At 66.4% G+C, this 15,534-nt stretch carries 13 protein-coding genes; 6 read left to right on the top strand and 7 right to left on the bottom strand.

The annotated features are described in order from the left end of the window. The 3 genes from VL752_RS14790 to efeB form a co-directional block, all read left to right on the top strand. On the top strand, positions 1 to 1,087 hold a 1,087-nt coding region (locus VL752_RS14790), incomplete at its 5' end, for an FTR1 family protein (protein ID WP_325356594.1). Continuing rightward, positions 1,074 to 2,312 (top strand): iron uptake system protein EfeO, encoded by a 1,239-nt coding sequence (gene efeO / locus VL752_RS14795; protein ID WP_325356596.1) that lies wholly within the window; start codon positions 1,074 to 1,076, stop codon positions 2,310 to 2,312. The genes VL752_RS14790 and efeO, both read left to right, overlap by 14 nt. Positions 2,313 to 2,314: 2 nt before the next feature. Continuing rightward, a complete protein-coding gene (gene efeB / locus VL752_RS14800; protein WP_325356598.1) occupies positions 2,315 to 3,574 on the top strand; it encodes an iron uptake transporter deferrochelatase/peroxidase subunit in 1,260 nt (419 codons plus the stop codon). Between the two features lie 40 nt (positions 3,575 to 3,614). On the opposite strand, the gene VL752_RS14805 is transcribed toward efeB, so the two are convergent. The 7 genes from VL752_RS14805 to VL752_RS14835 all read right to left on the bottom strand — a co-directional run bounded on the left by VL752_RS14805 (position 3,615) and on the right by VL752_RS14835 (position 12,078). Beyond that, the gene (locus VL752_RS14805) at positions 3,615 to 5,258 is read right to left on the bottom strand and encodes a GMC family oxidoreductase (protein WP_325356600.1); all 1,644 of its coding nucleotides are present in this window, start codon (positions 5,256 to 5,258) and stop codon (positions 3,615 to 3,617) included. Beyond that, a complete protein-coding gene (locus VL752_RS14810) occupies positions 5,248 to 5,895 on the bottom strand; it encodes a gluconate 2-dehydrogenase subunit 3 family protein (RefSeq protein ID WP_325356602.1) in 648 nt (215 codons plus the stop codon). The genes VL752_RS14805 and VL752_RS14810 overlap by 11 nt, the downstream gene beginning before the upstream one ends. Beyond that, complete coding sequence (locus VL752_RS14815; protein WP_325356604.1) at positions 5,888 to 6,898, bottom strand: hypothetical protein; 1,011 nt, start codon at positions 6,896 to 6,898, stop codon at positions 5,888 to 5,890. The genes VL752_RS14810 and VL752_RS14815 overlap by 8 nt, the downstream gene beginning before the upstream one ends. 10 nt (positions 6,899 to 6,908) lie before the next feature. Then, complete coding sequence (locus VL752_RS14820) at positions 6,909 to 8,009, bottom strand: enolase C-terminal domain-like protein (protein ID WP_325356606.1); 1,101 nt, start codon at positions 8,007 to 8,009, stop codon at positions 6,909 to 6,911. A 3-nt stretch (positions 8,010 to 8,012) separates the two neighbouring features. Further along, positions 8,013 to 9,800 carry a thiamine pyrophosphate-requiring protein gene (locus tag VL752_RS14825; RefSeq protein WP_325356608.1) on the bottom strand — a complete coding sequence of 596 codons (1,788 nt, stop codon included), beginning with the start codon at positions 9,798 to 9,800 and terminating at the stop codon, positions 8,013 to 8,015. A 227-nt stretch (positions 9,801 to 10,027) separates the two neighbouring features. Further along, positions 10,028 to 11,236 (bottom strand): DUF5666 domain-containing protein, encoded by a 1,209-nt coding sequence (locus tag VL752_RS14830; RefSeq protein WP_325356610.1) that lies wholly within the window; start codon positions 11,234 to 11,236, stop codon positions 10,028 to 10,030. Beyond that, positions 11,233 to 12,078, bottom strand: coding sequence for a DUF6502 family protein (locus VL752_RS14835; RefSeq protein ID WP_325356612.1), 846 nt, complete (start codon positions 12,076 to 12,078; stop codon positions 11,233 to 11,235). Before VL752_RS14835 ends, VL752_RS14830 begins: the two co-directional genes overlap by 4 nt. Before the next feature lie 117 nt (positions 12,079 to 12,195). Between VL752_RS14835 and VL752_RS14840 the strand changes: the two genes are divergently transcribed. Genes VL752_RS14840 through VL752_RS14850 form a run of 3 tightly spaced genes read left to right on the top strand, consistent with a single transcriptional unit; the run spans position 12,196 to position 15,532 of the window. Further along, complete coding sequence (locus VL752_RS14840; protein WP_325356614.1) at positions 12,196 to 13,008, top strand: glycosyltransferase family 2 protein; 813 nt, start codon at positions 12,196 to 12,198, stop codon at positions 13,006 to 13,008. Continuing rightward, positions 13,005 to 14,567 carry a DUF2142 domain-containing protein gene (locus VL752_RS14845; RefSeq protein ID WP_325356616.1) on the top strand — a complete coding sequence of 521 codons (1,563 nt, stop codon included), beginning with the start codon at positions 13,005 to 13,007 and terminating at the stop codon, positions 14,565 to 14,567. Before VL752_RS14840 ends, VL752_RS14845 begins: the two co-directional genes overlap by 4 nt. A gap of 41 nt (positions 14,568 to 14,608) precedes the next feature. Further along, positions 14,609 to 15,532 carry a bifunctional helix-turn-helix transcriptional regulator/GNAT family N-acetyltransferase gene (locus tag VL752_RS14850; RefSeq protein ID WP_325356618.1) on the top strand — a complete coding sequence of 308 codons (924 nt, stop codon included), beginning with the start codon at positions 14,609 to 14,611 and terminating at the stop codon, positions 15,530 to 15,532. The last annotated feature ends 2 nt before the right edge of the window (positions 15,533 to 15,534 follow it).

Here is a 15,534-nt window from a genome sequence, read left to right on the forward strand (position 1 = left end):
GAAGATCAACCTGTCCCGGTTTTTTCGCGTCACCGGCGCCTTCCTCATCCTGGTCGCCGCCGGCCTCGTCATCTCCGCACTCCGCACCGCGCATGAAGCAGGCTGGCTCAATGCTGGTCAGCAGATGACCGTTAACCTCGCGTGGCTGGTCGCACCCGGTACGGTGCAATCGGCGCTGATCACCGGTGTGCTCGGCATCCCAACCGATCCGCGCCTGGTCGAGGGTCTTGGCTGGCTCGCCTATCTCATCCCGGTCTGTCTTTTCGTTTACTGGCCGCAGAAACACCGGCCGTCGGCGCGCGGCATCCTCCACCTGCGCTACGGCATCGGGGCCGGCCTGCTCGCGCTGGCGGCGGGGCTCGCCCTGCTCTATCCGGTGCCCTTGGTCAGCCTGCCAGCGCGTGCGCCGCTCGCAGGCGGCGGCTCGGCGCAATTTGCTCCAGCGCAGAACGGCGCCGCCGCCAACCTTTCCATCATCCGTGCCGATGGCAGCAAGGCCATCCTTCCACTTCCAGAAAAACGTGCCCAGGCCGAGCAGCATGACGGCATCGGCGGCCGCGCATGGCATCTCGACGCCACCGCTACCCCCGCAGGTGCGCCGGCAACGCTGACACTCGACCAGGTGGTCGAACTCGCCGGCGGCCGTGTGCCGCTGGGGCTCAATGCCGCCCAGCATCCCGGCCCCTACCAGGCACGCTGGACACTGCAAACCTCGACCCATGTCTGGGTCGCTGGCGACATGCTGCAGGATGCCCGGCAGAGCGGCACGACGATTCTTGCCCTCTCCGGCAGTGGATTGAGCAGCCCGCGGATTCTCAGCGTGAGCCATGGCCCCTATGCGGGCGCCGCAGGCTGGTCCGTCTCACCTGCCTATGCCGCACGGGCCGCTACCGCCCTCGAGGACCTGCCGCACGCCCGGCGGGAGCGGCGCTTCTGGGCCGTACACCTGCCCCTGCTGCTCGGCCTCGCGGGACTTCTCCTGATCGTCGTGACAGCAGCCAAGGCAGGCCGCCGCGCGACCCCCCGTGCCTCTTTCGATCATCACAGACGCAGTTCCACAAAGGAATCGACCCATGCCGCTGAATAGCCTGAACCGGCCGCTTCTCTCCGCTCTGGGCCTTGGCACCGTCCTGACGCTGACGACGGCGCTCTCGTCGCTCGCGCAGGCGCAATCGGCCAGCGTCGCCCCGGTCGTGAAAGGGGTCTCCCATGTCGCCATCACCCTGACGGACGACAATGGCGGCGCCTGCGTGCTGGACCATGACAGTGCCCAGGCTGGGCCGATCACCTTTACGGTGACGAACAAAACCGCGACGGCCATCACGGAGGTCGAGATCCAGAACGACAACCGCATTCTCGGCGAGAAGGAGAATCTTGCGCCGGGTCTGCCCTCCGTCGCGCTGACGCTCACGCTCGGCGGCGGCAAGTATCAGATCTACTGCCCGGGGGCCGCGGCCGAGATGGTGAACTTCGCGGTTACCGGCCAGGCGGCGGCACAAGCCACGGGCTCGGCCGCGCAGTTGCTGCAGGCCGGCGCGGAAGGCTACGCGCATTATGTGGAAGGCGTCGCGGACGCGATGGTGACCGCGGTCGGCATCCTGAAGGCCGATATCGATGCCGGCAACCTGGAGAAGGCGCGCGCGGAATACCCCCTCGCCCGCCCCTTCTACGAGCGTATCGAGTCCGACGTGGACGGCTTCATCCTGCCGGGCTTCAAAGCGACCGACAATGCCGGCAACCTCGATTATCTGATCGACATGCGCGGCTCGAATCTTGACCCCAAGGTCGGCTGGCACGGTTTCCATCTCATCGAGCGCGACCTCTTCCGCGACGGCAAGATCACCGATCAGACCAAGGCGACCGCCGCCGAACTGCAGACGAACGTTACCCTGCTGGCGAAGCTCGTGAAGGGTCTCAGCTACAAGCCGGAAGACCTCGGCAATGGCGCGGCCGATCTTCTGGAAGAGGTGCAGACAACCAAGATCACTGGCGAGGAAGAGAATTTCAGCCACGACGATCTCGTTGATTTCGCGGGCAATGTGGAAGGCGCCCAGCAAGCCTTCGCCTTCCTCGAACCGGGCATGCAGAAGATCGACCCCGATCTTACCGCGCGCGTGCAGAACGAGTTCAGCAAGGTGACCGCCCTGCTCGACAGCTACCGTGACCCGAAGGTGCCGGGCGGCTACGTGGTCTATACGGCCGACATCAGGAAGGCGGATGCCGCGAAGCTAAGCCGCGCGATCCAGGCGCTGCAGGAACCCCTGTCCAAGATCGCCGAGAAGGTGGCGACCGCCGGAGCCGTGGGTAACTGATCATGACCGAACGCCGCGCACAGGCGGGCGCCAGCTGCCCCTTCTCCCGCCGGGGTCTTTTGATGGGCGCGACGCTGGGCGCGGTCGGCGCGGTGGGGGGAGCCCTCCCCGCCGCGGCCGGCACCGAACCCGCGGCCGAGGATATGGTCGACCTCTCGCTGTCCCATCCCTTCTACGGTACGGCCGAACAGGCGGGCATCCGGACACCGCCGCAGCGCCATGTCTTCTACATGACCTTTGATCTGACGACCGCCAGGCGCCGGGATCTGCAGGTGCTGCTGGCCCTGTGGTCCGCCGCCATCGCGCAGATGATGAAGGGCGGCACCATCGGCCAGGTGGAGCCGCACGCACCGAATGCGGTCGGCATGGATACCGGCGAGGCGATGAATCTCGGTCCCGCCTCGCTCACCGTGACCGTGGGGCTCGGCCCCAAGGTCTTCACCGATATCTACGGCCTCGCCCACCAGAAGCCGGCGCTGCTGCGCGAGCTGAAGCAACTACCCAGCGATTCACTCGACCCTAACCTGACCGGGGGCGATCTTTCGCTCCAGGCTTGCGCGGATGACCCGCAGGTTGCCTATCACGCGGTGCGCGACCTTGCCCGCCTCGCCAAAAGCACGGGCGCCGCTTCCACCCGCTGGACGGTGATGGGTTTCGGCCGCGCTTCCGCCGGGCGCGGCCAGTCCACCCCGCGCAACCTGCTCGGCTTCAAGGACGGCACACGCAACATCCAGAGCGATGACGATTACAAGGAGTTTGTCTGGATCAAGGACGGCCCGGCCTGGCAGCGCCAGGGTACGTACCAGGTCGTTCGCAAGATCCAGATGCATATCGAGAACTGGGACACGGATCGCGTCAGCGACCAGAACAACGTCTTTGGCCGACACAAGCTCTCCGGCGCGCCGCTAACCGGTGCCAAGGAATTCGACGCGCCTGATTTCGCCCAAACGGATGGCAATGGCGACCTGACGATCCCCGTGAATGCGCATATTCGCCTTGTCGCGCATGAGAACAACGACGGCCTCAAAATCCTGCGCCGCTCCTACAACTATACCGACGGCATCAATCAGTTCGGCCTGCTCGATGCCGGCCTGCTCTTCCTCTCCTACCAGAAAGACCCGGCACAATTCGAAACGCTGCAGACCAAGCTCGGCGCATCGGACGCGTTGAACGAATATATCGCGCATATCGGCTCGGGCATTTTCTTCGTGCCGCCTGCTCCGCAGGAAGGCAGCTACATCGCGGAACAGATGTTCGCCTGAGACTTCTTATATCGTATTTTCAACAAAGACCGGTGCGGGGTCACAACTCCCCGCCCCCAGCCATCGCCTTGATCCGGTCCGCCGTGCGCAGCGATAGCGCGGTAATGGTGAGCGAAGGATTGACCCCGCCAACGGTCGGAAATACCGAGCCGTCGCAGATCCAGAGATTAGGAATGTCCCAGCTTCGGCAATCGGCGTTGACCACGCTCGTTTTCGGGTCGAAGCCCATGCGCGCGGTGCCGGCGAGATGGTTGGTATCGTTCTCCTGCCGGAAGACATCCCTGACGCCGGCCAGTTCCATGCTCGTCTGCATCTCCCTCAGCGCATGCTGGATCAGGGCTTTGTCATTCTCGCCCCAGCTGTAGGTGATGCGTGGAATACGGAGGCCGTATTGATCGACCTCGTCCGCGAGCGTCACGCAATTGCGCTCCTCCGGCAGCATCTCACCCACCATCTTGATGCCGACCGCGTGGTTATACTGCTGCATGGCGTTCCGCAACGGCTGCCCCCAGAGACCGAGCGAGCCGGTGACGATGGAGGCCCATTCGATCGGCAGCGGCCCCTGGGACATCCAGGCATAGCCGCCGAAGAAATCCTTGCGGTCGTCATAATTCCAATGCTCGGTAATGGCGAGGGATGGCGGCCCCTTGTACCAGCGCACCTGCTCCGGCACCGTGCCGAACACTGCCTGATTGGACTGGGTCATCAGATTCTTACCGACAAGGCCGGAGGAATTGGCGAGCCCCTCAGGGAAGCGGTCGGTTGCTGAAGCCAGGAGCAGGCGCGGCGTCTCGATCGCATAGCCCGCGACGATGACGTTCTTCGCACGCTGGAAGCGCCATTCCCCCGCGCGATGATAATGCACCCCGCGGGCGCGGCCGTCCGGCCCCATCTCGATTTTCCCCACCATGGCGAGATCGCGGATCTCGGCGCCAGCCTTGATGCCGCGGGGGATGAAGGTCACGAGCTGGCTCTGCTTGGCATTCGTCGAGCAGCCGAAGCGACAGAAGCCGCGATAGACGCAAGGCGGAGAATCGCCGCGCGGCGCGGAGACGGTCGCGAGCGGCGTCGGTGACCAGGCATAGCCCTGGGCTTCCGCACCGCGCGCCAGGATCTCGGCGGCCGCATTCAATTCATGCGCACGATAGGGGTAGCGCGGACGCTTCGGCCCCCATGGATACTTGACCGGGCCGGAGATCGCCAAGGCCTGCTCCGCCATTTCGTAGTAACGCCACATCTCCTGCCAATCGAGCGGCCAATCCACGCCATAGCCAAGCTTGGTGCGGGACTTGAACCAGTCCGGACGGAAGCGGAGCGAGACCATGGCGAAATGGACCGTGCTGCCGCCCACCGCCTTGCCGCTGTTGTTGCCGCCCATGCGAAGCGGATTGGCGCCGTCCACAATGCGTTGATCGGTCCAGTAGAGCTTGTCCTGCGCCACTTCGTCGGAGGCGAAATCTTCAAGCGGACGGAAATAGGGTCCGGCATCGAAGCCGACGACGGAGAAGCCCTGCTCCGCGAGACGCGCGATGAGCGGGCCGCCACCGGCACCCGTGCCGATGACAACGAAATCCACAGCCTCGGTCTCCGGATACTCGCGCATCTTGATCCAGCCGCCGGGCTTGAAGACGTCCGGCGCGCGGCCGCCCGTCGCGCGCGGTTCACTCAACGCATCAGCGGACATGAGCGTTCTCCACCCGGGCAATTTCTTCCCGGCCGGGCTCTGCCTCCGCCGCTTCCCATGGGTCGCGCCGGTTGGCACCCATGCGGACATAGCCGCGCGGGCTGGCGGGGCCGCCGAAACCCATTTCCGACCAGGCGGAAGGATGGGCGTAATAGACGGTGGTGACATCGGTCAGCAGGCGGTGGGAGAAGAAGAGGCCGCAGGGCATGTCGCCCCAGGCGCCGTCCCGCAGCGCGCCGCGCTGGCAGGCGCTCAGGATCTGGTCCTGCTCCGATCCATCCAACTGCACGAAGGATTTGCTAAACTGATGCCGGGCCGCCTCGTCCAGCCCTGCGAGGCCGCGGAGGTAGCATTCGCCCTGGTCGGGCAGCTGCACGAGACGATAACCGTCTCTCTTATTTTCGAAGAGCTTCTCGTCGACATAAGCCGCGATCGGCACGGGAGCCCGGCCGCTGGGCTGCGGCACGAGACGCGCCGCCGCCGCCTCCAGAATTTGGAAGAGTTCAGGCTTGAGGAAACGCGGTTCGCGCGGCACGGCGAGACGAGCATTGACCACCGCACGCGTCTGGTCATTCCAGGAGGGGGACAGGCGCTTGGACAGCACGTCATATCCGGGAAAAAGATCGCGTTCAGTCATCGGGGGGGTCCTCCATCAATCCAAGGGCGGCGAGCCCCGCGAGGGCAAGGCCGGCGAAGCTCGGGGGCGCCGGCAGCGGCGGCCCGTTCAGCAGCGTCTGCCGCCAGTTGCGCCAGCCGCCCATGTTCCGGCCGACGCCCACCGCGTGGAAGCCGCAACCGAGAAAGCCGAGCAGCGCCGTGAAGCGCAGCCACCAGCGCGTGAGCGGTCTCGGACGCCCGCCCTCCGCCAGCGAGCTCGCGGCGAGCAGGGCGGCCGCGGTCGGCGGCGCCGTCACGGGCAGGTACATCGCCGGGTTGTGGTAGGCGCCACGGAAATGCAGCAGCCCCGCCTCCGCCACCGTGCCGAGGAGGCCCAGGCTTGTCATGAGCCCCAGGATGCGGCCCGCGGGAAAACCCAGAATGGTGGGATGCTCGTCCGTGGGATTGTCCCGCAAACGCTCGGAGAGAAAGCCCAGCATGCCGGAAAGCGTCAGCGCCGCCGGCGCACCGAGAGGCGCCTGATAGAACAGGTTTTGCCAGGAAATGCCGCCCGGCTTCTTGGCGACGTTGTAAAGGTGGAACCCCGTGCCGACGAGGCCGGTGATGCCGGCTGTGGCATAAACCATGTCGCGCGCGATATGAGCGCCGCGCCGGTTATCGAAATGCCCGTGCGCGCTCACCATCAGAGACAGCGCCGAGGTTACGAGCGGCGTCACCATCGCCTTGTTGTGAAAGGATCCACGGTAATGCTCGACCGCGCTGTCCGCGAGGACAGAGAGGGCCAGCGTGCCGGCCGCACGGTTCAGCCTGCGGGCCGCGCGCACGGTGGTTTTACGGTCGAGCGGCGGCACGGCCGGCGGTTTGGCGAGCGGGCGAGGCAGCGACCATTGGGCACGGGCGGCCAGCGGGGCCTCCGCCGACGGAGCCTTTTTCAGCGCCAGCGCGACGCCGCCCAGAACGGCCGCGCCGCCGAGCATCGCGAGGGCAGCCGCGACCTCGCCGGTTGGTCTCTCAGTGCTCATGCTTGTCTCCTCAGGCGGCGTAGCGCTCTGCCACGGAGCGTTTGAAGGATAGGCCGTGGCCAGGGCGGCTCATGTCCGGCGCGATGGCCCCCTGGTGGGGCACAGGCGCGCCGTCGAAGAACATGTGTTCGATCCGCACATGATCGTGGAACCATTCGAGATGGCGGAGCCGCTCCACCGCGCAAGCGGCGTGCAGATGCAGCGCGGGTGCGCAATGGGCCGAGAGATCGCGATGGTGTGCGGCGGTCAGCGCGGCGATGTCGAGAAAACCGGTCAGGCCGCCGCAGCGGGTGATGTCCGCCTGCTGCACGTCTACAGCCTCGGCTGCCAGCATGTGGCGCGCGTCGTCCTCTGTATAGACGTATTCACCGGCTGCAATGTCGACGCGGGAGGGGGCGGCACGGCGCACGGCGACCAGTCCGGCGAGATCGTCCGAGGAGACCGGCTCCTCCATCCAACGAATATCCGCCATGTCGGCGAAAAGATGCGTGTAATGCAGCGCCGTACGGGGCGAAAAGGCGCCGTTGGCATCGACGAAAAGCTGAGCCGCATCACCGATCGCGTGGCGTGCGGCAGCGACGCGGGCCGGGTCCCGTTCGGGTTCCGACCCAATCTTCACTTTGACAGCACGGCAACCATCGCGCTCCACCCATCCCGCGAGCTGGTCCGCGAGGGTTCGGTTGTCATAGGAGGTGAAGCCGCCGCTGCCGTAGATTTCCACCTGATTGCGCGCCTGACCGAGCAGGGAGGCGAGCGGAAGATCCAGGAGGCGCGCCTTCAGATCCCACAATGCCGTGTCAATTGCGGCGATTGCGGACGATACAAGACCCGATCGGCCGAGATTGCGTACCGCACCGCGCAGCCGCATCCAGTGACCGCGGATATCCATCGCGTCCCCGCCGGTAACCAGCGGGCCGAGTTTGCCGTTGATGAGCGTCGCAGCAGCGGGATCGGCATAAGTATAGCCAATCCCGCTCTGGCCGCCTGCGGAAAGCTCCACAACGATCATCGTCGTGCTGTTCCAGGACAGCGTGCCGTCCGCCTCCGGCTGGTCAGTCGGCACCGTATAGGCACGGGCCGTGAGGCCCGTTATCGCTGTGTCCTTCAGCATGGGTCAGCCCCGGCGGCCCGGCAGCACGCCCGCGAGCATTTCCTTGGCACTGTTGACGATGACGCTTTCCCGCTCAGGCTCGGTCAGCAGGGAGCCCATGAAGTTGCGCGCATCCTTGAGCGTGATGTGCGGCGGCAGCGGCGGCACGTTGGGGTCGGTATAGGCTTCGAGGATGACCGGGCAATCCGCGGAAAGCGCCTCGTCCCACGCCGCGCCGACACGATCGGGATGGTCGACGAAAATGCCCTTGAGGCCGAGAAGCTCCGCATATTTGTGATAGGGAAAATCCGGGATGCTTTGCGTGCTCTCGGTCTTTCCGGCGCCCATCTGCACCCGCTCCTCCCAGGTCACCTGGTTGAGATCGCGATTGTTGAGCACAAGCACGATCAGCCGGGGATTAGACCATTGCTGCCAGTATTTGCTGATCGTGATCATGACGTTGAGGCCGTTCATCTGCATGGCGCCGTCGCCCATGCAGGCAATCACGGTGCGGTCCGGATAGGCCATTTTGGCAGCGACCGCGTAAGGCGTGCCGGCACCCAGCGAGGCGAGACCGCCGGAGAGCGAGGCCTTCATGCCGCGCCGCATCTTGAGATCGCGCGCATACCAGTTCGCGACCGATCCACTGTCGGCGGTGATGATCGCACGTTCCGGCAGGCGGGGAGACAGCTCCCAGAAGACGCGCTGCGGGTTGAGCGGCTCAGCCCCCTGCATGGCCCGCTCCTCCAGCGTCTTCCACCAGGTCTGGACTTCGCCCTCGATCTTCTTCCGCCAGCCCGTGCCGGTCTTTTGCTGCAGGTAGGGCAACAACGCGCGCAGCGTGGTTGCGGTGTCACCCACCATGCTGAATTCCATGGGATAGCGGAGACTGAGCGCACCGGCGTCGATATCGATCTGCACGCCGCGCGCCTGGCCGGGTTTAGGCAAGAACTCGCTATACGGGAAGGAAGAGCCCACCATCAGGAAAGTGTCGCATTCCTTCATCAGATCCCAGGAAGGCTTGGTGCCGAGCAGGCCGAGCGAGCCCGTAACCCAGGGCAGATCATCCGGCAGCGCCGCCTTGCCGAGCAGCGCCTTGGCGCAGCCCGCCTGAAGCTTGTCGGCAATCGCAATCACCTCGTCGGTCGCCTCCAGCGCGCCGGCGCCTACCAACATGGCGACCTTCTTGCCGGAATTGAGAATCTCGGCCGCCTGCTTCAGCGAGGCATCGTCCGGCAGCTTGGCCGGTCCGGCATAGCCCACGCCAGTATGGGTCGCGCCATGCGCCATGGGCGGCTCTTCATAGGGCATCAGCTGCAGATCGTTCGGCAGGATCACGCAAGTGACCACACGACGCGCGCTTGCGATGCGTACGGCGCGGTCGATCGCGTGGCGCACCTGGGCGGGCACGCTACAGGTCACGACGTAGTCGCCAGCCACATCCTTGAACAGGGTCTGAAGATCAACCTCTTGCTGGTAGCTGGCGCCGATGGCACTGCGCGCCTGCTGGCCGACGATGGCGACGACCGGCACATGATCCATCTTCGCATCATAAAGGCCGTTGAGAAGGTGGATCGCCCCGGGGCCCGAGGTCGCGTAGCAGAGACCAACCTGGCCGGTGAACTTGGCGTGGGCGGAGGCCATGAAGGCCGCCATCTCCTCGTGCCGCACCTGAACGTATTGCATCCGGTCCTTGGCCTTTTCGAGTGCGACGTCGAGCCCGCCGACGCCATCGCCCGGATAGCCATAGACCCGCTTGAGACCCCATTCTCCGAGGCGATTCCAAATGTAGTCGCTGACATTCAGGGCCATGGCTTTTCTCCGCACGAGGGATTGGATGCCCATCCAAGGGTCCGTGCCCGTGATGTTGCCCGCAAAAAGCCATTTTCCATTCACGAGACCGCGTGCAGCCCCTGTGCGGGGCCCGTCGGAGGCGACAGACGCGCCGTGATCGCCCCAGGCGATCACTCAACTATTCGAGAGCGTCAGTATCGTCGGCGAGCCTGCCCGATCTCTGGCGCCGATATCATTCCCGGCCTTCAGGGCGGACCGTGGCCAGCGTGGCCGGTGTCGCCACCGGATCTGCCGGACCCAGGACCCGCGCCGGCACCCATGCCAAGACCGGGCGCGGCAGGCCCATGCGCGGTGCCATCCTCCCCTCGCATGGGCGGGCCCATTCCCGGGTCAGCATGGCTCTCGAAGCCAACCCCGGCTCCGCCTTCAGGACTGATCGAGGTCGCGGCCATGCCCTCAATCCCCGTCCGCTCGAAGCCGATCAGGGCGGGTACGACCGAACTAGGCAGGGGCACGTCGCGGGGCAGCGGCACCTTGAAATCGTAGCTCGCCAGCGCGTGGCCATCCGGCGCCACCAGCGCTTGAATCGCATAGCGATGCACCGCAGGGCCGAAGTAGCCGGCAGGATTCGTCTCCAGCAAGTCCGGCTGCCAGAAGGCAACCTGCAGACGTCCGTGCTGAAGCCGGCCGCGCACCACAATGGCGCCGGTCGCCGCGACCGGATCACCCGGCAGGTCGATCGCAAGGTCGCCCATGTGCCAGTTCCCAGGGCCGCCGGAGAGCCGACCGCGCAGCAGCACGCCGCCCGCGGGTGCGGGGTCGATCCGGCTCGCCAGGATGACGCCATTCGGCGCGTGCAGGCCGCTGACGGAAATCCAGGCACCGAGCGCAAGCTTCGCCGCACGCCAATCACCTGCGACCACCCGCACGGGCTGCCCCGCTACGGTCAGGCGCCCGTCTGAGCCCAGGGAATCGATGGGCCCCACCACCTCGTGGCGGACCGCGATCGCCCCAGTGACGGGCCGCCCGTCTTCCCAACGTGCCGTCAGCGCCGCACGCTGGCCGGCCCGCAGACTGCCCTCGGCAGCGGGCGCACCGTCGACCGAGACGGAAACATCGGGGGCGAGGCTGACTTCCAGCCCGGCGAGACAGACACTGCCGAAGCCAGTGATGATGGCGGCAACGCCGGTGGGGTCCGATTTGCCCGGCTGTGGCTTGGGTGCGGTCGGCTGCAGGGGCCCGGTGCCGCCAACGCCGCGCTCTGCGAGCTCGATCGGCCGACCATCCGGCGTCGCGCGGCAGGTCTGCCCGGACCCGGGCCCGTGCAGCCAGTCGGGCGGCACGACGACAGTTCTCGCCCCGCCACTGTCCGCAGGCGGACGCATCACAGGCGCGCAGCTGGCGGGCAGCACTGCCGCGAGCAGGGAAAGGGAGGCGAGCCGCGACAGCCTCATGCCTCCGGCCCCTTCTCCACGTCGTCCGCAACATAGAGGTAGACGCCGAGGTTAACCCGGCGGGTCAGGCCCTTCTCGCCAGGCGCGTCATCCTCGGCGGCGATTGCGGCGGCGCGCCGGTTGAGATCGCGCAGCAACCGCGCCGCCCCGGCCCGGGCCGCAGCTTCCAGCGCCGCCGCGGCGGGTGCGCTCAGCCGGTCGTAATGCAGACTGAGATCCGGGAAGGGCGCCGCCTCGGCGGCCAGAACATTGGCCGAGGCCGCCGCCAGATGATCGTGCAAGTTGCGGCCGAAATAGAACAGTTGCGCCTCCGCTCCCGGCAGGGGCACGAAGGCGAAGGTATTGAGACGCACGCGATCCTCCGCATCCAGCGCGACGATGCCCTGGGCCAGCCAGTCATCCAGCACCGCGCGCGGCCGCACGTCCTTGGTAACCGACCGCACGAGCGTCTCGAAAGACGGGCCTTCGGCAGCCACGCGCGGCAGGCTCGGCACCTCTCCCTCGATCGGCGATTCGCCGAGCGTCCCAAGCCAGCGGGAGAGAATGGCGCTGGTCAGGGTAACCGCCGAGGGTTCCACGAGCGCGGGCACCGGCGCCCCCTGCCCTGCCTCGCGCAGGCGGCGGATCTCTTTGCGGTGAATGCCCGTCGCCAGGCTGATGCGGCTGTCCGTCCGCGCTTTTTCGGCGAGGCTCGCGGCCGCCACTTCCACGAAAAGCAGGCGCAGCCGATCCGCCAGGAGGGGGAAGGTGATGCCGACCCGTAGCAACAAACGCACGAGCGGCCGCAGCAAATGAGCGGCAGCATTCAGGATCGCTTCGGTGGGGAGGGCATGCGGGTTCATCGGTCGAAACGAAAGGTAACACGTCCGGCTGTCTGTGGGAAAGTGTCCCACAGTTCTTGCGTGGGAAATTTTCCCACGGTATAGCCTCTGCGCGCCCACTGATGGACGGAAGGTTTCATGCTTCTCGGAAAACGCGTCGCCGTCGTCCTGCCTGCCTACAATGCGGAACGCACCCTGGCCCGCACGATCGCGGAAATTCCCCGCCATATCGTCGACGATGTCATCCTGACCGATGACGCCAGCAAGGATGGCACCGTCTCGCTTGCCCGCAATCTCGCCCTGCACACGATCCGGCACGATCGTAACCGGGGCTATGGTGCCAATCAGAAGACCTGTTACGCCGCCGCCTTGGGTCGCGGCGCCGACATCGTCGTCATGCTCCATCCCGACTATCAGTATTCGCCGCGCCTTGTGACCGCGATGGCCTCGATGATCGCCTCCGGTCATTATGACGTCGTGCTCGGCTCGCGAATCCTTGGTGGCCAAGCCCGGGCAGGCGGCATGCCGGGCTACAAGTACTGGGCCAATCGCGGCCTGACCGCCGTGCAAAACCTGCTGCTGGGGCAGCGCCTTTCCGAATACCATACGGGCTATCGGGCGTGGAGCCGCGAGGTGCTCGGAAGCCTGCCTCTGCTGCGCTGCTCGGACGACTTCGTCTTTGACAACGAGATGCTGACGCTCGCCGTGCGGTACGGTTTCCGCCTCGGGGAAATCTCCTGCCCCACGCGCTATTTCGCCGAAGCGTCCAGCATCAATTTCCGGCGCAGTGTGATCTACGGCCTCGGCGTGCTGCGCACGTCCCTCACCTTCCGCCTATCCCGCCTCGGCCTCCGGCGCTCGCCACTCTTCGATGCCGGCGGCGGATACCTCATTCCCGGAGACCCGGTGGCGCAGACCGGCGCCGGCCCTGCCGGCGGCATGGCAGCATGAGAACGGACCGCGCCTGGGATGCCTGGAACGACCCCGAGCGGCACTTCTTCCCGCCGGAGGCCGCGCACCCCACGCCCCGCCCGGTCGTCCGGATCGGCGCCGCGTCCGTAAAATCCGCGCGACGCATCTCGCTCCTCATCTTTCTGTGCCTCGTGCTGCCGCTCGGCATCATCCTTGCGCTCGTGACTCCACCGGGTGGCGTCGCAGACGAAGCTGCCCATGCACTGCGCGCCGAAAGCCTCGGCCATGGCGAGATCGCCGGGCATCGCGCAACGATCCGGCTGCCGAACGGACGCGTGGCGGCGGCGGCAGGGGTAGAGGCCGATCCCGGCCTGCTCGACGCCATGGCCGTCACCGGCCCCGGCCAATGGGTGACGCCCGCGAGGCTGCGCGCCGCTCGCGCCGCGCAATGGCGCGGACAGCGAAGCTTCGCCGAGATCACCCCGCTCGCCCTCTATCTGCCGATCTTCTACCTGCCGTCCGCCATCGCGATGCGTGTGATTGAACTCCTGCAAGGCGGCCCGTCCGCCGCTGTGCTGGCGGGAAGGATGATCAATCTCTTCACTTACGCGCTGCTCGGTTTCGCGGCGCTGCGTACCGCGCGCAGCGGCCACGGGCTGCTGCTTTGCACGCTGGCGCTGCCGATGGAGGTCTCGCTCGCCGCCTCGCTGAACCAGGACGGCCTGCTGATCGCGAGCACGGTGCTGGCGCTCGCCCTGCTGACCCGCGCGGATGGCCCTGCCCCCTGGCGCGGCACCGCTGCCCGTCCGGTGCCCACGCCCTGGCTGCTCGCGCTTCTGCTGCTCGGCTTCACAGCCCTCGCCAAGCTGCCCTATGCGAGCCTGCTGCTGCTGCCGGTCCTGCCGATCGAGATACGGCGCGCCTGCCTTCTGCGCACGGCCCTGGCCACTCTGGTCGCACTGCCCGCACTCGCCTGGACCGGCTTCGCGATGTGGCACATCAGCGTGCCCTGGCCGCCTCTGCCGCCCTATCATGCCGGCCCGCTCTGGCCGGGCCCTGGCAGCCGCATCTTTTTCTCGCCAGATCCGCTGGCGCAACTTCAAGTCCTGCTGGCCGCGCCGAGCCGCATCGTCACGCTCACGCTACAGTCGATCCTGCCGGACCACGCCCTTCTGCTCCAGTTCATCGGCGTGCTCGGCTTCCTGTCGCTCCGCCTTCCCGGCTGGGTCTATGCGCTTTGGGCGCTCGCGCTCGCTGCCGGCTTCGCGCTTGATCGGCTGCATCCGGCACCGCCGCCCGCGCGGCTGCGCGCTCCTGATGCCATCGCCGTTCTGTTTGCCCTCGCAATAGCCGTCGTTGCGATCTACATTTCTCAGTATCTGACCTGGACGAGGGTCGGGGAAACGCGGGTTCAGGGCCCAAGTGGTCGCTATTTTCTGCCGCTGTTGCCGGCGCTGGTGCTGCTCTGCCCGGGGGGAATCGCGACACGGCACGCGACGGTCCTGCGCGGCGCCTGCTTCCTCCTCATCGCGGCGGCGGCGCTCGGCAGCCTCGTAGCCGTCCCTCTCTGTATCCTCGATGGATTTTACGCCCCATGAATTTACTTGACGGAGGCAACTTTTCCGGCGCATCGTCGCGCATGAGTTCCGCCATCAGTCAGTTCCGCCGGTTCAGCCGCTTCTTCACCCAGTTTGTGGGCGCCCTCGATCCGCATTTCGCGGGCATGGAGATGACGATCGCCGAAGCCCGGCTGCTCTACGAGATCGCCAATCGCACCCGGCCGCTGGCGGCTGATCTGCAACTTGCCCTGAAGATGGACGCGGGTTTCGTGAGCCGCGTGCTGCGTCGCTTCGAGACGCGGGGATGGATCGCGCGTCAGCGTGGAGAACAGGATGCCCGGCGCCGGCCGATCACGCTGACCGTCGCGGGGCAGGCCGCCTTCGCCGAACTCGACCAGCGGCAGAACAAGGTGGTGGAAGGAATTCTGCAGCGACTCAGCCTCCCCGAGCGGAACCAGCTCGTCTCGGCCTTGACCATCACCCAGAGCCTGCTTGATCCAGGCGCCGGCGAGCGCGGTTTCACCCTGCGTAGCGTCCGGGCCGGCGACATGGGGCTGATCGCCGCGCGCCAGTCCATTCTCTATCGCGAGACCTATGGTTGGAGCGAGCAGATCGAGGTGGTGATCGGGCAGGTCACGACCGATTTCTTGCGCGACTTCAAACCAGGGCGCGAGCAGTGCTGGATCGCCGAGGTCGAGGGGATGATGGCGGGCTCGGTCATGCTGACCGACGAGGGAGATAACGTCTGCCGCCTGCGCCTCCTCTATGTCGAACCCTTTGCTCAGGGTCTCGGAATCGGTCATGCCCTCGTCGCCACCTGTCTCGAATTCGCCCGTGCGGCGGGCTATCGCGAGATCGTGCTTTGGACCCATACGATCCTGGAGACCGCACGGCGCATCTACGCAAGCCACGGCTTCACCATCAGCGAAACCGCGATGCACGATACTTTCGGCACGCCGCTGATGGGCGAAACCTGGCGCCTCTCCCTCGCGCCGCCAGTGTGACA

This window comes from Acidisoma sp., assembly GCF_035492295.1.
Classification (GTDB): Bacteria; Pseudomonadota; Alphaproteobacteria; order Acetobacterales; family Acetobacteraceae; genus Acidisoma.